The organism is Bradyrhizobium sp. USDA 4504 (assembly GCF_054063995.1).
This window is the reverse complement of sequence record NZ_JBSSGV010000001.1, coordinates 4,273,671-4,295,467: the sequence shown is the minus strand read 5'-3', so window position 1 is coordinate 4,295,467 and position 21,797 is coordinate 4,273,671. Positions and strand designations below refer to the sequence as shown.

Sequence of the window (21,797 nt, the reverse complement as noted above, 5' to 3'; positions counted from 1 at the left end):
ATGTCGGCTGACACCGGCACACGGGCCAAGAAAACAGGCAGGAAACATGACCGACAACAGCGTTCTTCTCGAAAAGCGCGGGCAGGCGTTCTGGATCACCATCAACCGCCCGGACAAGCGCAACGCGCTCAACGCCGGTGTGATCGCGGGCATCGCCAAGGGCTATCGCGACGCGCATGACGACAAGGATGTGCGCGTCATCGTGCTGACGGGGGCGGGCGACAAGGCGTTCTGCGCCGGTGCCGATCTGCAGAACAGCGGCGCGGCGTTCTCGATGGATTTTGCTCGTCCCAATGTCGACTACGCCGATTTGCTGCGGCTGTCGCAGAATTCGACCAAGCCCGCGATCGCGCGGGTCGGCGGCGTCTGCATGGCTGGCGGCATGGGCTTGCTGTGCATGACCGACATGGCGGTGGCCGCCGATGGCGTGATCTTCGGTCTGCCCGAGGTGAAGGTCGGCGTGTTTCCGATGCAGGTGCTGAGCCTGCTGCAATCGATTGCGCCGCCGCGCCTCATCAACGAATGGGCGCTGACCGGCGAGCCGTTCGACGCCAAGGCTGCCCAGGCGGCGGGCCTGCTCAACTACGTCGTGCCGGCGGCCGAGCTCGACGCCAAGGTCGAGTGGTTGATCGGCCGCATCGTCGACAAGTCGCCGACGGCGATCCGCCGCGGCAAATACGCGATGCGGGCGATCGCCTCGATGTCGTTCGACGAGAGCATCGCCTACACCGAAAGCCAGATTGCGCTGCTCGCCATGACCGAGGACGCCAAGGAAGGCCTCAAGGCATTCGGCGAGAAACGCAAGCCGACATGGACCGGGCGTTAGCGGAAACCCAATCGAGGGTTTTCCTTCTCGGAATCGCACGCCGGCTTGAATTTTGAAAATCAAGCGCGTCGATTGCTCGAAACGATTGAAGAATGAGGAGCGAGCACGCCTTCTGACAAGAGGGTCGTTCTGGTTCGCTCCTCGCGGCGCTTCTTGGCGGCCACGATCAATTGCTTCCGCGTGCGTTTGGCGTAGGTGGGTAGTTGTAGTCTCGAGCGATGGCGGCCGGCAGCACGCAGTTCAGCGTCCGTAAGATCGCTGTCTGCGCCTTCGGTGAAGCCGCCGTGGCGAAAGGACGTAAATGAGAGCTCGTTCCGAAGTCCCGCTGCTATGATTATCTTTTTAACGACATGCCGAAGGTAGCGCAGATCCTTGCGCTCGGTGATCCACGGGAGAGGAGTAGGCGATCTGCGATGAGCATGATCACGGCGAAACGCCAGTCCTGAAGCGACTGAGACTTTGAGAGCATCAAGCTCCGCCATCAACTCGGGGAAGAGCTGCACACTGTTCTCGTCGACCAAAGGCCACCAGGCTTCTTCGCCATTCTTTGGGTGCACAATTCTCACGCTGTTGGGGCGTTCTTTCGGTCGATAGTGCTCGATTTCGAAGACTCCGAATATATGTTCCTCGCGCTGCAGCCACTCCCAGGTCAGCAATGCAGCAGTTGCGATCGAGTGGTACCCCAGTCTCTTTGCGGCTTGCCTGAAGGCGACAAGCTCTTCCCAGGTCGCGGTAGGCGTCTCTCGCACGGCCTGACCAGGGGCCCGCGATTTTAAGCCCATCCGCGAGAATGGGTTGATGGCTGGCACTTTCGTTTCCTGGGCGCGCTGACCAACGAACCAGGCGCGCCTGCATGCGGTCATGGCAGCGTTTGCGAAACGCCGACGCTCGCGCTTGACGATGTTTCCATCCGCGTCCTTGTATTGAACGACGAGCAGATTTGCATAAACCGCATCGACAAATGCTTTGGAAAAATCAGCAATCTGTTTCGAGCCCGCGCGGCTACCGTCGTTCAATTCGTGGTTGGCGAATAGCGCCAGGCCTTGGTCGTATAAGCGTCGGGTCTTGAAATCGATTTCACGCCATCGGTGGTTGGCTTTGAAAACGCCGACAAGCCAATCAAAAGTGCCAGGCACGGGAGACGCCGGGACCATGTCGGTCAATCCGCCCGAACGCCAGCTGTCGAAGGCAGGCAGCAGAATATTCTTGGTTCTGTTGAGAGCGGTTGCATAGTCTTCTCCCAGTGCTTCAGCTGTGACAGGGCAGCCTTCATTGCGAGCCCACGTTGGTGGCTCGAAGAAATTTCTGCAGCGGCAATGGCGCAGGTCCAACACGGCGTGGTAACACCGGTAGTGCAGAAATTTCGGCCGCCCGGCGGCTGCACAGACCAGCTCAGGCAGCAGTGGAAGGCGATGGGCGGCGAACTGGACTGCGCCGAACAGAAGCCGGTGCCGGTGCCGGCCCCACCCGCGACTGCACAATCGATCCCGGCCCCGCAGCCGGTGTCGACGCCGCAGCCGGTGATCCAACCTCCAAGCCCGAAGGACATTGTCATGTCCAATAATGATAATCTCGGCAGATCGACAGCTTCGACCTTCGGAGGAGGGGCCATCTTTGACCCCACGACCGGGCAGGTTACTCACTTTTCGACACTCGTGAATGGAATGCCCTCCACCAATGTCGGCGGCGCGCTCGAAGCGATCGAGCAGCAGATTGCCACGATGAGCTCCTCCATGATCAACGACATCGGAAGCGGCGCGGTCGGGCTGGTCCGGCAGAGGGACCCAACAGCGGCCGTGACCATAGCTGCCAAGACGGGTGTCGATCTGACCGGCAGCGACGGCCGTCGGACCTTGACGGGCATCACAAATGGCATCGTCTCAGCGCAATCGTCTGATGCGCTCACGGGGCAGCAGCTGTACCGGTCGGCCGATTCGGTCGCGACCTGGCTTGGCGGGGGCTCGCACGTCAATTCCGACGGAACCGTGTCGCAGCCCTCGTATACGATCCTCGGGAGCACCTATCATGACGTCGCCTCTGCCTTGAATGCTGCGTCTGTGAACAGCATTCGATATGACGTCGCAGCAGACGGTCATCGCCTGAATTCGGTAACTCTGCAGGGCGGCTCTCCCGGCGCTGTAGCGCTGCACAATGTGGCCGCGGGTACTGCGGCGAACGATGCGACCAACCTGAAGCAACTGAATGATGGTCTCGCCGCGCTGGGCATTGAAGACCGGATGTATACAGATCGAAAGGTGGCGGCGGTGGACCGGCGCGCGCGAGCGGCTGGTTCGGCAGCGATGGCGGCGGCGGGACTCGCCTTCTCGGATGAGGCCAAAGGCGACCGCTCCGTAGCAATCGCGGTCGGCACGTTCCGGCACTCGGTCTCGTTGGCGGGAGGCCTTGCCTACCGCGCGAGCGATGCGGTGCGCCTCAAGGCAAGTGTGTCCTACACGCCGGACACGGGCGACGTTGGAGCCTCCGGTTCAATCGGCGTCAGATTCTGACTTCCTCCGCGCAGCGCCATTGTCGCTTGAATCCGCCGCCATCAATCCGGAAACAAGCCATGCCCAGATCACGCTTGCCTCGTGTTGCTGCTTGGCTCTTGCCATTGGCCTTGGCCGGCTTGTCGGCGGCGATCGCGTCCGACCCTGCACCCCGGCCTTCGAGCCTGACTGGAGCGGCCCCTGCCAGCATTGTATCCGAGCCGACAAAGGCAACTTCGCTTGGATTCGAGTGGGCGAGCGTCTTCGCGCCAGGAAAATCGGCCGCGGCGGGCGACTACACCCGCACGATCAGGCCTTTCCTCGATTGGATCCAGGTTTGCGATGAGGTCCGCAACGCGCGGCGCATCTGCTATCTGGAAACGATCTCGCACGGTGATGCCGCGCGATTGAACTGGCGTATCGCGCTCACCAAGGATGGACGATCGATGGCGCTGATCATGCTGCCACGCGACAGCAGTGTGGAGGTCGGTGTCACGGTCTCCTTTGGCGGCTTCACGCGCGTCGTCAAGCCGCTGATCTGCGACCAGGCGCTATGTGCCGCAACGTTTCCTGCGGACGCTGCTTTGATCTCGTTGCTGGGGCGTGAGGACCGCGCCACGATCGTGTTCGAGCGAGTTGGCAAACCCATCACGATAATGGCGAGCTTGCGGGGCCTTATGTTGGCACTGACGGATCTTTCGCAGTCGGTGGCTCCTGCCACCCCGGCACGCCCTCCAGCAGCGAAGCCCGTTGCGCGCCGGACATCGACCGAAGCCGTTGCTGCCACCCAAGGCGACGGCGGCCCCTGGAAGGGCATCCGATAGCGCTTCGCCTGATAACTCCCACATGGTCAACGTTCGGGCTGGAGCGTTTTCTTTGAGCTCGAAAGCGCCCTATGCCCTCGCCGAAAAGCGGTCGAATGCGGTGAGTGTCTGGATCCGCACCTCAACTTCCCTTTGATAGATCGTGCTCTGCAGATATTCGATCTCGGCTGTCTGATTGGGCTCATCGACGTCAATGTACCAGGACCGCGGCCGGCCATCGGCGCCGTCGCTCCAGCGATAGCCGCGGCGCTTGAGCTCGTCCTTGAGCTCGAACGGCGACTGCTCAGCCCAGATCCGGATCGTCTTGCGGCGGGCTCGCTCGAGCAGCACGGAGAGCACGGTGCGATCGAGCTGGGGCAGGGTCATGGCGAGGATTTCGAGCAGCGCCAGGCAATCGTCGACCGCACGGTGCGCCTCGTGAAACAGCCCGGCTTTCATCAGGAGATAGGACAGGCGCGATCCCTCGAAGCCAAGGCCGCGCCATTCGACCTCGCTCACCGAGCAGGCCCAGGCCTTGTGCGTGAACAGGGGTGCATAGCGCTCCATGAACTTGCGGTCGAAGCCGGCATTGTGGGCGATGACCACGACCGCATCGGAGACGAAGGCGTTGATGCGCTCCTCATCGAGGCCGTGGTCCTTGACCATCTCGTCGGTGATACCGGTCAGCGCCGTGATCTCGATGGGAATTGCGATCGACGGCTGATTGAAGCAACTGAAAGTATCGATGACCCGGCCGATCCTTCCGTCGGAAAGATAGGTGAACTTGACCATCCCGAGCTCGATGATCTCGTCTTTGGCCGTATCTAGTCCGGTGGTTTCGACATCGAGCAGGATTGCGATCTTGGTCGATTGCCCGTCGCTTGGAGCAAATTCGGAGCGGGGAACCAGCCGCCGCAGCACCCGGTAATCGGGTGACTGCTCCAGCATGCCGGCGATCTCGGCAAGAGTCGGTTGAACGGTCATATTGGGCCGTGTGAGAAGATTGAGCTTGTTTGATAGCTCGCAAGTCTATCCGATCGGATCGAGCCCGGCATCGCAGCCCCTGTGGATAGGTCATCGGTGCGCGGAGAGTTCCCGGCACCAGGAGGACTTCTCCCGTGGAACCGGATTGACGATCCGGTCGGTCATCGTCCTGTAATTGAAGCTGTACTTGTTTGAACCAAGCGGCGAGAGCGGCGAAGACCAAACAGTTGTTGTCATCCGATGTTGGCCTTCAGGCCGGCAGCTTCGATGCCAGCAACGGCGCAGATCTCGTCATTGTCCGAGGTGTCGCCGCTGACGCCGACGGCGCCGAGCAGGGAAGAACCGTCCATGATCAGCACGCCGCCGGGGACCGGCACCAGCCGGCCCTGCGCCAACGTGTTCACGGAATCGATGAAATAGGCCTGCTCCTGGGCGCGCTGAAACAGCGCCCGCGATCCCATCCCGAGCGCCAGCGCGCCATAGGCCTTGCCATGGGCGATCTCGGCTCGCATCAGGCTGGTGCCGTCCTGTGCCGCCGTCACCTTCACCGCGCCGCGCGCGTCGAGGATGGTGACGACCAGCGGCTTGAACTTCTTCTCGACCCCCTTGGCCAGCGCGGCATCCAGAATCTTGCGGGCAGTTTCGAGAGTGAGCTCAGCCATGGGCCTTTTCCTTTGTCGGCAATGATTGATCGGATTGCGATTTCGCACGTTTCAGGCTCATCGCCAATACGCTGGCGACATGCAGCGGCGTGCGCCCGCTGCCGTCCTTGATCTGGTGCCGACATGAGGTGCCGTCGGCCACGATCAGGGTGTCCGGATCGGCGCTGCGAACCGTTGGCAGTAGCGACAGCTCGGCCATCTCGATCGAGGCCTGATAGGTGTCTGCGCCGTAGCCGAACGCGCCGGCCATGCCGCAGCAGCTCGACTCGATGGTCTTGACGTCGAGGCCCGGTACCAGGCGCAGCACCTTCTCCACCGGCTTGAACGCGCCGAAGGATTTTTGGTGGCAATGACCGTGCACCACGGCCTTGCCTGCGACCGCGCCGAGCGGCAAAGCGAGCCGCCCGGCCTCGGCCTCGCGCACCAGAAATTCCTCGAACAGCAGCGCGTGCGCGCTGACGGTCTTGGCGGCCTCATCCGAACGCAGCGACAGCAGCTCGTCGCGCAGGGTCAGCAGGCAGCTTGGCTCGAGACCAATGATCGGCACGCCGCGGGCCGCGAACGGGACATAGGTCGCAACCAGCCGGTCAAGCTCGGCGCGAGCCTGCTCAACCAGTCCGGCCGACAGGAACGTTCGCCCGCAGCACGGCGGCCGCCCGCCGTCCGATGGCCTCGGCAGATGCACGCGATAGCCGCCGGCGACAAGCACTTCGATCGCGGCGTCGAGATTTTCCCGCTCATAGCCGCGGTTGAACGTATCGGCGAACAGCACCACTTCGCGGCCGTCGGCTGGACCCAGCACCTCGGCGTCCGGCCGGAAGGTGTCGCGGCGAAACGCCGGCAGCGCGCGCTTGGCGCTGATCCCGGCGAGCCTCTCGAACAGGCTGCGCAACAGTGGGCTGCGGTTGCGCCAGTTCGCGATCGGCGCAAAGCGCGAGGCGAGATCGACGTAGCGCGGCAGATAGCCGACCAGCCGGTCGCGCAGCGTTAGACCATGGGTCGCCGCGCGCGCCGCCAGCACCTCGATCTTCATCTTGGCCATGTCGACGCCGGTCGGGCATTCATGGCGGCACGCCTTGCAGGAAACGCAGAGTTTTAGCGTCTCCATCATCTCGTCGGAGGCGAGCGCGTCCGCACCCAGCTGGCCTGAGATCGCGAGCCGCAACGTATTGGCGCGGCCGCGGGTGACGTCCTTCTCATTGCGCGTGGCACGATACGACGGGCACATCACGCCGCCTTCGAGCTTCCGGCAGGCGCCGTTGTTGTTGCACATCTCGACGGCACCCTGGAAGCCGCCGCCGGCGCCGGGATAGGCCGACCAGTCCAGCACCGTCTTCAATTCGCCGACGCGATAATCCGGCGAAAAACGAAACAGCGAACGGTCGTCCATGGCAGGCGGATCGACGATCTTGCCCGGGTTGAGCGTGTTGGTCGGATCGAAGCGCTGCTTGACCTCGCGGAAATCGGCCACGATGCGCTGCCCGAACATCGCTTCGTGGAATTCCGAGCGCACCAGGCCGTCGCCGTGCTCGCCGGAATGCGAGCCCTTGTATTCGCGCACCATCGCGAAGGCTTCCTCGGCAATGGCGCGCATCGCCTTGACGTCCTCCTCGAGCTTGAGATTGAGCACCGGGCGCACATGCAGGCAGCCTTCGGAGGCATGCGCATACATCGTGCCGCGGGTGCCGTGCCTGGCGAACACGGCATTGAGCCGCTCGGTGTAATCGGCGAGATGCGGCAGCGGCACCGCGCAGTCCTCGACGAACGAGACCGGCTTGCCCTCCTGCTTCATCGACATCATGACGTTGAGGCCGGCGGCGCGGAAATCGGCGATGCCGGTCTGCAGCGCGGGCTCGACGATCTCGACCACGCCGCCCCATTTGCGCTGCGGCTTGTCCCAGCCGAAGCCGAGGTCGGCCATCAGCTCGCCGAGCTGCCTGAGGCGGGCGAGATTGTCGGCTTGGTCCTCTTCGGCGAACTCGACCACCAGGATGGCGTCCGGATCGCCGCGCACGGCCGCCGAGATGATCGGCTGGAACATCGCGATCTCGCGGCCGAGAGCGATCATGGTGCGGTCGACCAGCTCCACGGCAATGGGCAGCAGCTTGACCAGATGCTGGGCGGCGTCCATCGCCTCGTAGAAGCTGCCGAAATGGCAGACGCCGAGTGCCTTGTTGCGGATCACCGGCCACAGCTTCAGCTCGACCTGCGTGGTGAAGGCGAGGGTGCCTTCCGAGCCAACCAACAGATGCGCCAGATTGTTCGGCGCGTTGCGTGGCACCAGCGCGTCGAGGTTATAGCCACCGACGCGGCGCTGCACCTTGGGGAATTTGTCGGCGATTTCGAGCGCCTCGCGCTCGCCGAGATCGAGCATGTCGCGAAATAGCTTCAATCCGCTGTCGGAGCCGTTGATCCGCGTCAGGTCGCGCGGCACCTCGCCGAAATGCAGCAGCGTGCCGTCGGCGAGCGCGGCATCCATCGACAGCGTGTTGTCGCGCATCGTGCCGTAGCGCAGCGAGCGACCGCCGCAGGAATTGTTGCCGGCCATGCCGCCGATCGTGGCGCGCGACGCGGTCGAGACGTCGACCGGAAACCACAGCCCGTGCTTCCTGAGTTGCCGGTTGAGATCGTCGAGCACGATGCCGGGCTCGACCACGCAGGTCCGATTCTCGACGTCGAGCGAGAGGACCCGGTTCAGGTGCTTGGACAGGTCGACCACGATGCCGTCATTGACGGTCTGGCCGCATTGCGAGGTGCCGCCGCCGCGCGGGGTGACGATCCGCCCGGCGTCGCGGACGATCGCGAGCGTCCGCAGCGCCTCGTCGACGGTTCGCGGCACCACCACGCCGGCCGGCACGATCTGGTAGAACGAGGCGTCGGTCGCGTAGCGGCCGCGGTTGAAGGCGTCGAAAAACACGTCGCCGGTCAGTTCGGACCGCAGGCGCTGTTCGAGCGAGGAGGCGTTCTTCATCCCAGATCCGATGTGATCCATGACGCAACAAAGGGTTTGCTCATGGATTATGCATTCTCTCGACGTGAGAATTACATTATGAATTCATAATGGCAAGGATAGCTACCCTCCAGCCGTCCTTGTGCCGACCCCTTTAGTCGTTCTGGAGTGTCGTCTCCAGGCCGCTGTCCGGCCCCTCCGCGAGGTGATCGATGGCGGCTGCGCGCTTGTTGCGCAGGTGCTGGAACAGGATGTCGCTGAGCTCGCTTGCCGCGCGCCGGCGCAGCGCATCGAGGATCGCCTCGTGTTCGCGCATCGCCTCGGCCCAGCGCTGCCGCTTGCGGGCGAAATTGGCGGAATAGCGCACGCGGCGGATCCGGCCGGCGAAGTTGGCGTAGGTGGCCTTCAGCGTCTCGTTGCGCGCGGCCGCAACGATGCTCTCGTGGATTTGCTGGTTGGTCTGGAAATAGCCGTGCATGTTGCGGTGCAGATAATGGCCGTACATCTCGTAATGCAGGCGCTCGATCGCGGCGATTTCCTCGTCGGTGATGATCTCGCATGCCAGCCGTCCGGCGAGGCTCTCGAGCCCGGCCATGACGTCGAACAGTTCCTCGAGGTCGCGCCGGCTGAGCCGGCGCACCCGCGCGCCGCGGTTGGGCAAGAGCTCGATCAGGCCCTCGGCGGCCAGCACCTTGAGCGCCTCGCGCAGCGGCGTCCTTGAGATCCCCAGCATCTCGCAGAGCTGCCGCTCGGGAACGCGGGCGCCCTCGGGAATGTTGCCCTCCACCACATAGTCGCGGAGCCGCAGCAGGATTTCGCCGTGAAGCGAGGCCTCCTGGCGGTCGCTGCCATTGCCGGCGGCGGGCGGGGTGATTGGAACCCCGGCTTCGGGAATCGCGGATTTCATATTCTGAACAATAATTTGCCGGCGCGGTCGCGTCGATGCTCTCGATCGAATACCAAAATTGGATTGAAAAGACAAAAAATGAATGCAAAATAGCTCGCTGAGGAGCCGAAATCCGGCGATTGGGAGGTTCTCATGCATCAAGGGCGTCATTTTCTGCAGATTCCAGGGCCGAGCCCAGTCCCGGATCGCATTCTTCGCGCGATGGATATGCCGGTCATCGACCACCGCAGCGCCGAATTCGCCGCGCTCGGCCGTGCCGTCCTCGAGGGCAGCCAGAAGGTGTTTCAGACCAGGGGTCCGGTGGTGATCTTCCCGTCGTCCGGGACCGGCGCCTGGGAGGCCGCGATCGTCAACACCCTGTCGCCGGGCGACACGGTCCTGATGGTCGAGACCGGCCACTTCGCCACACTGTGGCGGCAGATGGCCGGCCGGTTCGGCATCGAGGTGGATTTCATACCCGGCGACTGGCGCCGCGGCGCGGACCCCGCCCAGATCGAAGCAAGGCTTGCCGCCGACACCGCGCACAGCATCAAGGCGGTGATGGTCGTCCACAACGAGACCTCGACCGGTGCGACCAGCCGGATCGCGGACATCCGTACTGCCATCGACCGCACCGCGCATCCGGCGCTCCTGATGGTCGACACCATTTCCTCACTCGGCTCGGTCGATTACCGGCACGACGAGTGGAAGGTCGACGTCAGCGTCAGCTGCTCGCAGAAGGGCTTCATGCTGCCGCCCGGCCTTGGCTTCAACGCCATCTCGGAGAAGGCGCGCGCCGCGTCGCGCACCAATAAGATGCCGCGCTCTTATTTCGACTGGGAGGAAATGCTGAAGCCGAACGCCAAGGGCTTCTTCCCCTATACGCCGGCGACGAATCTGCTCTACGGGCTGCGCGAGGCGATCGCGATGTTGCTGGAGGAGGGGCTCGACAACGTGTTCGCCCGCCATCTGCGGCTGGCCGCCGCCACGCGCGCCGCCGTCAATCAGTGGGGGCTCGAGGTGCTGTGCCAGGAGCCCTCGGAATTCTCGCCGGTGCTGACCGCGGTGATGATGCCGCCCGGACATGATGCCGATCAGTTCCGCAAGGTCGTGCTCGACAATTTCAACATGTCGCTCGGTGCCGGCCTGTCGAAGGTCGCAGGCAAGGTGTTCCGCATCGGTCATCTCGGCGAGTGCAACGAGCTGACGCTGCTTGGCGCGCTGACCGGAGTCGAGATGGGATTGTCGGTCGCCGGTGTGCCGCACCGCTCGGGCGGCGTCGAGGCGGCGATGAAGCTTCTCGAACAGCGCGACCAGCGCAATACACCGCCGCATCTGAAAGTCGTCGGCACCTAGCAGCCAGCGCCTCAACAAACTCAAAAAAAAACGCGGGGGAGGGGATATGACGCTTCGGTTCAAGGCCACCCATGTCGTGTTGGCCATGCTCTGCGTGATGTATTTCATCACCTATGTGGACCGGGTGAACATCGGCACCGCGGCCGGCGAGATCCAGAAGGAGCTCGGCCTGTCCAACACCGAACTCGGCCTGGTGTTCTCGGCCTTTGCCTATCCATACCTGCTGTTCCAGGTGATCGGCGGCTGGGTCGGCGATCGCTTCGGGCCGCGACAGACCTTGTTCTGGTGCGGCATGATCTGGGCCGCGGCGACCATCATGACCGGCTTTGTCCATGGCCTTGCCGCGCTGTTCGTCGCGCGTTTCGCGCTGGGGTTCGGCGAAGGCGCGACGTTTCCGACCGCGACGCGCGCGATGCAGTACTGGACGCCGGCGAACCGCCGCGGTTTCGCGCAAGGCCTGACGCATTCATTCGCGCGGCTCGGCAATGCCATCACTCCGCCGGTGGTCGCGCTGCTGATCCTCTGGCTGACCTGGCGCGGCGCGTTCGTCGTGCTTGGCTTTGTCAGTCTGATCTGGGGCGTTGCGTGGGTCTGGTACTTCCGCAACGAGCCGCGGGACCATGGCTCGATCACCGCGGCCGAGCTTGCGACCTTGCCGCCGCGGCCGAAAGGCGAGCGGCCGAAGGTGCCGTGGGGACCGCTGCTGCAGCGGATGTGGCCGGTGACGCTGACCTATTTCTGCTACGGCTGGTGCCTGTGGCTCTATCTCAACTGGCTGCCGCTGTTCTTCAAAAACAACTACAGCCTTGATCTGAAGAACTCGGCGCTGTTCGCATCCGGTGTGTTCTTTGCCGGCGTCGTCGGGGACAGCATCGGCGGCGTCATCTCCGATCGCATTCTCGAGGGCACCGGCAATGTACGGCTGGCGCGACTCAGCGTGACGGTCGTGGGCTTCGCCGGCGCGCTGCTGTCGCTGATGCCGATCCTGTTCGTCCACGACATCACGGTGGTGGCGCTCTGCCTGTCGGCCGGCTTCTTCTGCGCCGAACTCGTGATCGGGCCGATGTGGTCGATCCCGATGGACATCGCGGCGAAATATTCCGGCACCGCCGCCGGGATCATGAACACCGGCTCGGCTTTCGCGGCCATCGTCTCGCCGCTGGTCGCCGGCTTCGTCATCGACGCCACTGGAAACTGGTACCTGCCGTTCCTGATGTCGATGGGCCTGCTGCTGGTCGGCGGCTTCTCGGCGTTTCTGATGCATCCCGAGCGGCCGTTCGAGGAGACGAACGAATCGGTGGTGCCGGGCAAGGTGGTGGCCGCCGAATGAGGCGCTGCCGGCCCGGCGGAGCGCCGTCAGATATGCATGACGGACCCCCGCCGGGCCTAGGACAAACCCGGCGAATAGTGATATGCGAGCGGCTCACCACGACCAAGACGAGACCGGGAAAGACGCTCATGACCGTGCATACTGGAAGGCATTTTCTGCAGATTCCGGGACCGACCAACGTGCCGGACCGGGTGCTGCGGGCCATGGATATGCCGACCATGGACCATCGCGGTTCCGAGTTTGCCGAGATCGGTTTCGCCGTGCTTTCTGCGATGCAGCGAGTGTTCCGCACCAAGCAGCCCGTGATCATCTACCCGTCGTCGGGGACCGGCGCCTGGGAGGCTGCGATCGTCAACACGCTGCAGCCCGGCGACAAGGTCCTGATGTGCGAGACCGGCCAGTTCGCGGTGCTGTGGCATGGCATTGCCGACAAGTTCAAGCTCGACGTCGATTTCATCTCGGGCGACTGGCGCCACGGCGCCGACCTCGAGCAGATCGAGGCCAGGCTGTCCGCCGACAAGGCGCACAAGATCAAGGCGGTCTGCGTGGTCCATAACGAGACCTCGACCGCCTGCGTTACCTATCCGCGCGACGTCCGCAAGATCCTCGACACGCTGAAGCATCCGGCACTCTTGATGGTCGACACCATCTCCGGCCTCGGCTCGCTGGAATATGAGCATGATGCCTGGGGCATCGATGTCTCCATCGCCGGCTCCCAGAAGGGCCTGATGCTGCCGCCCGGCCTCGGCTTCAACGCCGTGTCGGAGAAGGCGCTCGCCGTGGCCAAGGCCAATCCGGGCATGCGCTCCTATTGGGATTGGCAGGAAGTCATCAACATCAACAAGGCCGGCACCTGGCCCTATACGCCCGCCACCAACCTCCTGTTCGGCCTGCGCGAGGCCGTGAATATGCTGGAGGAAGAGGGCCTCGAGAACGTCTTCGCCCGCCACAAGCGCCACAGCGAGGCGACGCGCGCGGCGATCAAGGTCTGGGGCCTCGAGACACAGTGCCAGGAGCAGGGCGCACACTCGCCGGCGCTGACCGCGGTGCGGGTGCCTGACGGCCACGACGCCGACCACTTCCGCAAGGTCGTGCTGGAGAATTTTGACATGTCGCTCGGCACCGGCCTCAACAAGGTCAAGGGCAAGGTGTTCCGGATCGGCCATATCGGCCACTTCAACGATTTGATGCTGATGGGCACGCTGTCCGGCGTCGAGATGGGGCTTGATCTGGCCAAGGTGCCGCATCGCGGCGGCGGCGTGCTGGCGGCGATGGAGGTCCTGAAGGGCCACGACGCCGCGCAGTCGAAGGCTGTCGCTTAAAAAGGCTGTCGCCTGAAACCGAATCGCAAACAACAGAAAGAGCGAGACATGAACGCGCCCGTCACTTCGACCGAAGACCTGATCTACTCCGTCGAGGACGGGATCGCGCGCATCACGTTCAACCGGCCGCAGGCGCGCAATGCGCTGACCTTTGCGATGTACGAGCAGATGGCCGCGATCTGTGAGAACATCAATCAGGATCACTCCATCAAGGCGCTGATCATGACCGGCACGGGCGACAAGGCGTTCGCCTCGGGCACCGACATCTCGCAGTTCCGCGCGTTCAAGACGGCGCAGGATGCGCTCGACTATGAGGCGCGGATCGATCGTGTGTTGGGAACGCTCGAGCAGTGCCGTGTGCCTGTGATCGCGGCGATCGCCGGCGCCTGCACCGGCGGTGGCGCCGGCATCGCCGCCTGCTGCGATATCCGGATCGGCACTGAGGCGACGCGGATCGGCTTCCCGATCGCGCGCACGCTCGGCAACTGCCTCTCGATGTCCAACATCTCGCGGCTGGTGTCGCTGATCGGTCCGGCGCGGACCAAGGATCTGATCTTCAAGGCGCGCCTCGTCGAGGCGCCGGAAGCGCTGGCGCTCGGGCTGTTGAATGAAGTCGTCCCCGATGTGGAGACGTTGCAGCGCCGCGCCACCGAGACGGCGAAGCTCGTCGCGGGCCATGCGCCGATCACGCTCGAAGTGACCAAGGAAGCGGTGCGCCGCATCCGCCGCACGCTGTCGCGCGAGGAGGGCGAGGACCTGATCCTGCGCGCCTATATGAGCGAGGATTTCCGCGAGGGCATGGACGCCTTCCTCAACAAGCGCGCGCCCAACTTCAAGGGCAAGTGACAGCGGCTTCAGGTGCCGTCGCTACCACAGTTATCCATTGTTGAGCGATGCTGGAGCGACGGTTCTCGTTCACAACTTCCGCCGCGGAGTATGGGTCCCTGCTTTCGCAGGGACGACAGCGAACAAGCTGTTTGAAAGTTGAATCAAAACTCACCCCGTCATCCTGAGGTGCGAGCGGAGCGAGCCTCGAAGGATGCACGGCCCGGCTGGTGGCCGTCGATCCTTCGAGACGCGCGTTCCGCCCTCTCAGGATGACGGACTGTTGCAAAGCGGTTATGCGAAACGACGCACGCACCTCATTCCAAAGTCATAGGCCATGCGGCAGTTCGCGGCTTGAACTCACCTTCATTCTCGGCACAATGACGCGAGCCCGCCACCTCGCAGGTTTTGCCAAGCCGAACAAATGGATAGGGAAGAAACACGTGGGACAGATTGTAAAAACCACGGCTGCAATCGCGGCCCTCTTGCTGAGCACGCCGGCCTTTGCCGGCTGGGAGCCGAGCAAGCCGGTCGAAATCGTGGTCGCGGCCGGTGCCGGCGGCGCGTCAGACCAGATGGCGCGCATGATGCAGGCGGCGATCCAGAAGAACAATCTGATGAAGCAGCCGATGGTGGTGTCGCTGAAGGGCGGCGCGTCGGGTGCGGAAGCGCTGATGTACATGAAGTCCAGCGAAGGTGATCCCAACAAGGTGCTGATCGCCTATTCGCTGATCTACATGCTGCCGCTGTCGGCCAAGATTCCGTTCAACTGGCGCGACCTCACCCCGGTGTCGGTGATCGCGCTCGACCAGTTCGTGTTGTGGGATAACGCCTCCGGTCCGAAGACCGTGAAGGAGTTCATCGCTGCCGCGAAAGCGGCGAGCGCGCCGTTCAAGATGGGCGGCACGGGCTCCAAGCGCGAAGATCACGTGCTGACCGTCTTCATGGAGCAGAAGACCGGCGCGAAATTCTCGTATCTGCCGTACAAGTCCGGCGGCGAGGCCGCGACCCAGCTGGTCGGCGGCCACACCGAGTCCAACGTCAACAATCCCAGCGAGAACCTCGAAGTCTGGCGCGCCGGACAGGTTCGCGCGCTCTGCGTGTTCGACAAGGAGCGCATCTCCTACAAGACCAAGGTCACCGACACGCAATCCTGGAACGACATCCCGACCTGCAAGGAGGAGGGACTCGACGTGCAGTATCTGATGCTGCGCGCGATGTTCCTGCCGGGCAAGGTCACGCAGGAGCAGCAGGCGTTCTATGTCGACCTGTTTCAGAAGGTGACGCAGACGGCTGAATACAAGGACTACATGGAGAAGCAGGCGCTGAAGCCGATCTTCCTCACCGGCAAGGACATGGTCGAGTTCCTCGAGGATGACGACAAGCAGAATGCCTCGCTGATGAACGCGGCAGGGTTCGTCGCGAAGTAGCGGATCCGCCGTCCTTCCGGGGCGATGCGAAGCAGCGAACCTCAGATGCGCAATTGCGCATCGGGGAATCTCGAGATTCCGGGTTCACCCTTCGGGTGCCCCGGAATGACTGGGCCGGCGGCTTTCCTCTTAACTTGGAATTGCCTTGCAAGCGGCTGCGGCGCAGTGATTACTGCGCCGCAGTATGGCCGAACGTCCGGCGAGCCCGATCGGGCTGGGTCACCCCTCCGGCGCCGTTGCGGGACCGTGAGGAGCGATCATGACCAAAGCCGTGTTGGGGATCATCGGTGGATCCGGCATCTACGATCTGCCGGGCCTGGAAAATGTCCGCGAGGAGGCGATCACAAGCCCCTGGGGCGAACCGTCCGCGCCGCTCCGACGCGGCGAGATGGCGGGACTGCCGATCGTGTTCCTGCCGCGCCACGGCCATGGACACGCGCTGTCGCCGTCCGACATCAACTATCGCGCCAATATCGATGTGCTGAAGCGGGCGGGGGTCACCGACCTCGTCGCGCTGTCCGCATGCGGCTCGTTCAAGGAAGAGCTGCCGCCGGGCACGTTTGTATTGGTCGACCAGTTCGTCGATCGCACCCACAAGCGCGAGAGCTCGTTCTTCGGCAAGGGCTGCGTCGCGCATGTCTCGATGGCGCATCCGGTGTCCCCGTTGTTGGCGAGGCATCTCGCCGCCGCTGCCGAGGCCGAAGACATCGTGTTCGCCCGCGGCGGCACCTACCTCTGCATGGAGGGGCCGCAGTTCTCCTCGCTCGCCGAAAGCCTGACCTACAAGGCGCAGGGCTATTCGGTGATCGGCATGACCAACATGCCGGAAGCCAAGCTCGCCCGCGAGGCCGAGATCTGCTACGCCAGCGTGGCGATGGTCACCGATTTCGATTGCTGGCATCCGGCGCATGATGCCGTGACGGTGCAGGATATCATCCGTGTGCTGAATTCGAACGCCGAGAAGGCAAAGGCGCTGGTCGCGCGGCTGGCGCGGGATTTCCCGCGCGAGCACGAGCCGTGTCCGGTCGGTTCGGATCGGGCGCTTGATACCGCGCTGATCACGGCGCCCGCGGCCCGCGATCCGCAACTGCTGGCCAAGCTCGATGTCGTCGCCGGACGGGTGCTACGGTCGTGAAGAAGTCCTCTAGCGAGCGCGCGACGCGAAGGGCGTAAGACATGAAAGTCGATGGACGACATTTTCGCAGCATCTGGCTCGAGCCCGACGGCTGGTCCGTCGGCGCGATCGATCAGCGCCGGTTGCCGCATGAATTCATCGTCGCCAAACTTACGACTGCCGACGAGGCCGGCGAGGCGATCCGCTCGATGCTGGTCCGCGGCGCGCCGCTGATCGGCGCGACCGCAGCCTATGGCATGGCGCTCGCGATGCGCGCCGATGCCTCCGATGCGGCGCTCGAGCGCGCCGGCAGGATGTTGCTGGCGACCCGGCCGACCGCGATCAATCTGAAATGGGCCGTTGACGAGATGCAGCGCGCGCTGGCGCCGCTTGCGGCTTCGGCCCGCGCCGAGGCGGCCTATGCCCGCGCGCGCGAGATCGCCGATGAGGATGTCGAGATCAACCGCGAGATCGGCCGTCACGGGCTCGGCCTGATCGAGACGATCGCCGCGACCAAGAAGCCGGGCGAGGTGGTGAACGTCCTGACGCATTGCAACGCCGGCTGGCTTGCAACCGTGGATTGGGGAACGGCGACATCGCCGATCTACCAGGCGCACGATCGCGGCATTCCGGTCCATGTCTGGGTCGACGAGACGCGTCCGCGCAATCAGGGCGCTTCGCTCACCGCCTGGGAACTCGGTCACCACGGCGTGCCGCACACCGTGATCCCCGACAACACCGGCGGCCATCTGATGCAGCATCGCATGGTCGATCTCGCGATCGTCGGGACCGATCGCGTCGCCGCCAATGGCGACGTCTGCAACAAGATCGGCACCTATCTGAAAGCGCTCGCGGCCCACGACAACAGCGTGCCGTTCTATGTTGCGCTGCCGTCGCCGACCATCGACTTTGGTATCGATGACGGTGTCAGGCAGATTCCGATCGAGCAGCGCGCTGCCGACGAGGTGACGCACCTCACGGGACGCACGGCGGATGGCCGGATCGAGACCGTGCGCGTGGTTCCGGACGGCTCGTCGGTGGCCAATTTCGGCTTCGACGTCACGCCGGCGCGGCTGGTGACCGGATTGATCACCGAGCGCGGCGTTCTCAAGCCGGAGCGTGCTGCACTTGCGAGCGCCTTTCCCGAACGTTCCACTGTTTAACTGAAGGCTGCATTGACGGTGGTTGCATCAGCGCGCTATCCCAATCGTTGCCCTCGCAACCCAGACCGTCTCATCCATGTCCAATACCGAACTTGAGATCGTCGTCGACGATCCGACCGCACCTGAAGATAACTCGCCGGCGGTCGTCAGCACCGGCGTCATCGACGTCGTTGTGTCGCTGCTTCTGCTTGCGCTCGCCGTGGTGCTCGGCTGGGACAATTGGCGCACCGGTGCGTCGTGGGACTCGACCGGGCCGCAGCCGGGCTATTTTCCGTTCTACCTCTCGGTGATCCTCGGCGGTGCCAGCCTCTATGGCCTGGGTGCCGCCTTTGTCTCGCGCCAGGAGGCTGCCGAGACCTTTGTCAGCCGCGGCCAGCTTCGCCGGGTGATGGCGGTGTTCGTGCCGACATTGCTGTTCTGCTTCGCCACCCAATATCTCGGCCTCTACGTTGCGAGCTTTCTCCTGATCGCAGGCTTCATGCGCCTCGTCGGCAAGATCGCGCTGTGGAAGTCGCTGCTGACCGCCTTCGTCTTCACCGCCGCAATGTTCGTGACCTTCGACATCGCATTCGACGTCATCATGCCGAAGGGGCCGCTCGAAGCGGCTCTCGGCCGCTAGCGAACCGGGTCGAACCATGGAAGCTTTCGGTCTCCTGCTGCACGGCTTTGCCGTCCTTTTGACGTGGAAGACGCTGCTGTTGATGATGGTCGGCCTTGTGCTCGGCATCTTCGTCGGCGTGCTGCCCGGGCTTGGCGGCCCCAACGGCGTCGCGATCCTGCTGCCGCTGACCTTCACGATGGATCCGACGTCCGCCATCGTGATGCTGTCGTGCATCTACTGGGGCGCGCTGTTCGGCGGCGCCATCACCTCGATCCTGTTCAACATCCCGGGCGAAGCCTGGTCGGTCGCGACCACCTTCGACGGCTATCCGATGGCGCAGCAGGGCAGGGCGGCCGAAGCGCTCACCGCGGCGTTCACCTCCTCCTTCGTCGGTTCGCTGGTCGCGGTGCTGCTGATCACCTTCCTGGCGCCGATGATCTCGTCGTTTGCGCTGAGGTTCGGCCCACCGGAATTCTTCGCCGTCTATCTCCTGACCTTCTGTTCCTTCGTCGGCCTCGGCCGTGAGGCCAAGCACAAGACGGTCATCTCGATGTCGCTCGGGCTGCTGCTCGCCGGCGTCGGCATGGATACGGTGTCCGGGCAGCTGCGCATGACGTTCGGCTCCGCGGAGCTCTTGCGCGGCATCAACTTCCTCGTCGCTGTCATCGGCCTGTTCGGCATCAGCGAGATCCTGCTCACGATGGAGGAGCGCCTCGCGCTGCGCGGACACGCCGCCGGCATCAGCCTGCGTGTCGTGCTCTCGGTGTGGAAGGACCTGCCGAAATACTGGGTGACGCTGCTGCGCTCGTCGGTGATCGGCTGTTGGCTCGGCATCACGCCGGGCGGCGCGATCGCGGCCTCCTTCATGGGCTACAATCTCGCCAAGCGCTTCGCCAAGGATCAGGAGAGCTTTGGCAAGGGCCGGATCGAGGGCGTGTTCGCGCCCGAGACCGCCGCGCATGCCTCGGGCACCTCGGCGCTGTTGCCGATGCTGGCGCTCGGCATTCCCGGCTCGGGGACTGCTGCGATCCTGCTCGGCGGCTTGATGGTGTGGGGCCTCAATCCTGGCCCGCTGCTCTTCGTCGAACACAAGGATTTCGTCTGGGGCCTGATCGCTTCGATGTATCTCGGCAATGTCGTCGGCCTGGTGCTGGTGCTGACCACGGTGCCGATCTTCGCCTCGATCCTGCGCGTGCCGTTCGCGGCCGTAGCCCCGATGATCGTGGTGTCCTGCGCGATCGGCGCCTATGCGATCCAGAATGCGATGTTCGATATCTGGCTGATGCTGGGCTTCGGCGTCGTCGGCTACGTCTTCAAGAAGATCGGGATCCCGCTCGCGCCGTTCACCCTGGCATTGGTGCTCGGCAACCGCGCCGAGGATGCGTTCCGCCTCTCGATGATCGGCTCCGGCGGCGACATGAAGGTGTTCTGGTCAAACGGCCTGGTCGGAACCATCACGACACTGGCGATCGTGCTGCTGTTCTGGCCGGTGATCGACAAGGCGTTCGTCGGGCTCGGACGAATGTTGCGGCCTGCACGGGCGTAGTCGCGGTCCGGGATTCTGGCGACCTCGAACCGCTAGGGCGTTGGTGGCTTGATACCGTCAAACCACCTTGCGCTGACGGAGCTCGGCGATCTCATCCTTGCCGAAGCCGAATTCGGTCAGCAGCTCCTCGGTCTGCTCGCCGAACTCCGGCGGGCGGGCGGCCATCCTGCTCGGCGTCCGCGACAGCGTCACCGGCTGGCTGACCAGCTGGATCTGCCGGTTCTCGTCATTGGGCACGTGCTGGGCCATGCCGAGATGCTTGACCTGGGCATCCTCGAACATCTGGTCGATCGAGTAGATCGGCCCGCACGGCACCCCGGCGGCGTTCAGCTCCTGCACCCAGGTCTCGGTCGATTTCTTCTCGGTCAGCGCACCGATCCTGGCATTCAGCGCGTCGCGGTTCTTCGAGCGCGCCGGCGCGGTCGCGTAGTCGGGGTCGGTGATCAGCTCGGGCGCGCCGATCGCCTGTGCGCACCGCTCCCAGATCCGCCCACCTGTCGTGGCGATGTTGATGTAGCCGTCGGAGGTCTTGAACACGCCGGTCGGGATCGAGGTCGGATGGTTGTTGCCGGCCTGCTTGGCCACTTCCTTCTCCATCAGCCAGCGCGCCGCCTGGAAATCCAGCATGAAGATCTGGGCCTGCAGCAGCGAGGTCTGCACCCACTGGCCTTCGCCGGATACGTCGCGCTCCAGCAGCGCCGTGAGGATGCCGATCGCACAGAACAGGCCCGCGGTGAGGTCGGCGACGGGAATGCCGACCCGCATCGGTCCGCCGCCGGGCGCGCCGGTCACCGACATCAGGCCGCCCATGCCCTGGGCGATCTGATCGAAGCCCGGGCGCTTGTGATAGGGGCCGTCCTGGCCGAACCCGGAGATGCTGCCATAGACGATCCGCGGGTTGATCTTGCGGATGCTCTCGTAATCGATGCCGAGCTTGGCCTTGACGTCCGGCCGGAAGTTTTCGACCACGACATCAGCCTGTTCGGCCAGCCGCTTGAACACATCGAGCCCCTTGGGGTCCTTGAGGTTCAGCGTCATGGCGCGCTTGTTGCGATGCAGGTTCTGGAAATCGGACCCGCCGCGCGGGCCGCCCGGCTGCTCGCCGCCGCCGTCCTCCAGAAGCGCATCGATCTTGACGACATTGGCGCCCCAATCGGCGAGCTGACGCACGCAGGTCGGCCCAGACCGGACCCGGGTCAAATCCAGCACGGTGAAACGGGACAGGGCTTGGGATGCGCGGGGAAAGGGCATTGAGACACCTCTTGTTGGGCGGGCTGCCCGGGGGCTTGAGCCCATCTGCCATAGACAATTTGGCAGGCCTTTCCAACTGTTACCCGGATCACAAACGGGGTCGGAAACAACCAGCCATGGTTCCGTGAAGATCGGCTCCTGTATTTTGCGGTCCTGGCCTGGTCCCACACCTCCCCGCCGTCCGCCAACTCTCGACAATCACCGCGCCGGCTGCTAGCCCGTCGCCATGCCGAATGGGTTTTGCCCTTACGGAAGAGGCACT

At 64.0% G+C, this 21,797-nt stretch carries 18 protein-coding genes; 12 read left to right on the top strand and 6 right to left on the bottom strand.

The window, feature by feature from the left end:
* The first annotated feature begins 46 nt into the window (after positions 1-46).
* Complete coding sequence (locus tag ACVMB1_RS20130; RefSeq protein WP_456849119.1) at positions 47-826, top strand: enoyl-CoA hydratase/isomerase family protein; 780 nt, start codon at positions 47-49, stop codon at positions 824-826.
* 59 nt (positions 827-885) lie between these two features.
* Here the strand turns inward: ACVMB1_RS20130 and ACVMB1_RS20125 are convergent, their stop codons facing one another.
* Complete coding sequence (locus ACVMB1_RS20125; RefSeq protein WP_456849117.1) at positions 886-2,160, bottom strand: hypothetical protein; 1,275 nt, start codon at positions 2,158-2,160, stop codon at positions 886-888.
* On the opposite strand from ACVMB1_RS20125, the gene ACVMB1_RS20120 reads away from it, so the two are divergent.
* Positions 2,143-3,333 carry a YadA-like family protein gene (locus tag ACVMB1_RS20120; RefSeq protein ID WP_456849115.1) on the top strand — a complete coding sequence of 397 codons (1,191 nt, stop codon included), beginning with the start codon at positions 2,143-2,145 and terminating at the stop codon, positions 3,331-3,333. The genes ACVMB1_RS20125 and ACVMB1_RS20120 overlap by 18 nt on opposite strands.
* Positions 3,334-3,392: 59 nt before the next feature.
* Positions 3,393-4,136 (top strand): invasion associated locus B family protein, encoded by a 744-nt coding sequence (locus ACVMB1_RS20115; protein ID WP_456849113.1) that lies wholly within the window; start codon positions 3,393-3,395, stop codon positions 4,134-4,136.
* Positions 4,137-4,205: 69 nt separating this feature from the next.
* On the opposite strand, the gene ACVMB1_RS20110 is transcribed toward ACVMB1_RS20115, so the two are convergent.
* The 4 genes from ACVMB1_RS20110 to ACVMB1_RS20095 form a co-directional block, all read right to left on the bottom strand.
* Positions 4,206-5,099, bottom strand: a complete 894-nt coding sequence (locus tag ACVMB1_RS20110; protein WP_092088151.1) for a 3'-5' exonuclease — start codon at positions 5,097-5,099, stop codon at positions 4,206-4,208.
* Between the two features lie 233 nt (positions 5,100-5,332).
* Positions 5,333-5,761 carry a GlcG/HbpS family heme-binding protein gene (locus ACVMB1_RS20105; protein WP_076833912.1) on the bottom strand — a complete coding sequence of 143 codons (429 nt, stop codon included), beginning with the start codon at positions 5,759-5,761 and terminating at the stop codon, positions 5,333-5,335.
* A complete protein-coding gene (locus ACVMB1_RS20100; protein WP_456849111.1) occupies positions 5,754-8,732 on the bottom strand; it encodes an FAD-binding and (Fe-S)-binding domain-containing protein in 2,979 nt (992 codons plus the stop codon). The genes ACVMB1_RS20105 and ACVMB1_RS20100 overlap by 8 nt, the downstream gene beginning before the upstream one ends.
* 133 nt (positions 8,733-8,865) lie before the next feature.
* Complete coding sequence (locus tag ACVMB1_RS20095) at positions 8,866-9,618, bottom strand: GntR family transcriptional regulator (protein WP_456834882.1); 753 nt, start codon at positions 9,616-9,618, stop codon at positions 8,866-8,868.
* A 132-nt stretch (positions 9,619-9,750) separates the two neighbouring features.
* Between ACVMB1_RS20095 and ACVMB1_RS20090 the strand changes: the two genes are divergently transcribed.
* The 9 genes from ACVMB1_RS20090 to ACVMB1_RS20050 all read left to right on the top strand — a co-directional run bounded on the left by ACVMB1_RS20090 (position 9,751) and on the right by ACVMB1_RS20050 (position 20,284).
* The gene (locus ACVMB1_RS20090) at positions 9,751-10,953 is read left to right on the top strand and encodes a pyridoxal-phosphate-dependent aminotransferase family protein (protein ID WP_456849109.1); all 1,203 of its coding nucleotides are present in this window, start codon (positions 9,751-9,753) and stop codon (positions 10,951-10,953) included.
* A 46-nt stretch (positions 10,954-10,999) separates the two neighbouring features.
* Positions 11,000-12,283, top strand: coding sequence for an MFS transporter (locus tag ACVMB1_RS20085; RefSeq protein ID WP_456849107.1), 1,284 nt, complete (start codon positions 11,000-11,002; stop codon positions 12,281-12,283).
* A 128-nt stretch (positions 12,284-12,411) separates the two neighbouring features.
* Entirely contained in the window at positions 12,412-13,605 is a 1,194-nt protein-coding gene (locus ACVMB1_RS20080; protein WP_456849104.1) for a pyridoxal-phosphate-dependent aminotransferase family protein, read from the top strand.
* A 48-nt stretch (positions 13,606-13,653) separates the two neighbouring features.
* Positions 13,654-14,451, top strand: coding sequence for an enoyl-CoA hydratase/isomerase family protein (locus ACVMB1_RS20075; protein ID WP_168858734.1), 798 nt, complete (start codon positions 13,654-13,656; stop codon positions 14,449-14,451).
* A 431-nt stretch (positions 14,452-14,882) separates the two neighbouring features.
* Positions 14,883-15,860 carry a Bug family tripartite tricarboxylate transporter substrate binding protein gene (locus tag ACVMB1_RS20070; protein WP_370144256.1) on the top strand — a complete coding sequence of 326 codons (978 nt, stop codon included), beginning with the start codon at positions 14,883-14,885 and terminating at the stop codon, positions 15,858-15,860.
* A gap of 259 nt (positions 15,861-16,119) precedes the next feature.
* Positions 16,120-16,995 (top strand): S-methyl-5'-thioadenosine phosphorylase, encoded by an 876-nt coding sequence (locus ACVMB1_RS20065; RefSeq protein ID WP_456849102.1) that lies wholly within the window; start codon positions 16,120-16,122, stop codon positions 16,993-16,995.
* Between the two features lie 41 nt (positions 16,996-17,036).
* Positions 17,037-18,137 (top strand): S-methyl-5-thioribose-1-phosphate isomerase, encoded by a 1,101-nt coding sequence (gene mtnA / locus ACVMB1_RS20060; protein WP_456849100.1) that lies wholly within the window; start codon positions 17,037-17,039, stop codon positions 18,135-18,137.
* A gap of 76 nt (positions 18,138-18,213) precedes the next feature.
* On the top strand, positions 18,214-18,756 hold the full coding sequence (locus tag ACVMB1_RS20055) for a tripartite tricarboxylate transporter TctB family protein (RefSeq protein WP_456849098.1): 543 nt from the start codon (positions 18,214-18,216) through the stop codon (positions 18,754-18,756).
* A 16-nt stretch (positions 18,757-18,772) separates the two neighbouring features.
* Positions 18,773-20,284 (top strand): tripartite tricarboxylate transporter permease, encoded by a 1,512-nt coding sequence (locus tag ACVMB1_RS20050; protein WP_038380818.1) that lies wholly within the window; start codon positions 18,773-18,775, stop codon positions 20,282-20,284.
* Positions 20,285-20,341: 57 nt separating this feature from the next.
* On the opposite strand, the gene ACVMB1_RS20045 is transcribed toward ACVMB1_RS20050, so the two are convergent.
* Positions 20,342-21,535 carry a CaiB/BaiF CoA transferase family protein gene (locus ACVMB1_RS20045; protein ID WP_456849096.1) on the bottom strand — a complete coding sequence of 398 codons (1,194 nt, stop codon included), beginning with the start codon at positions 21,533-21,535 and terminating at the stop codon, positions 20,342-20,344.
* Positions 21,536-21,797: the final 262 nt, after the last annotated feature.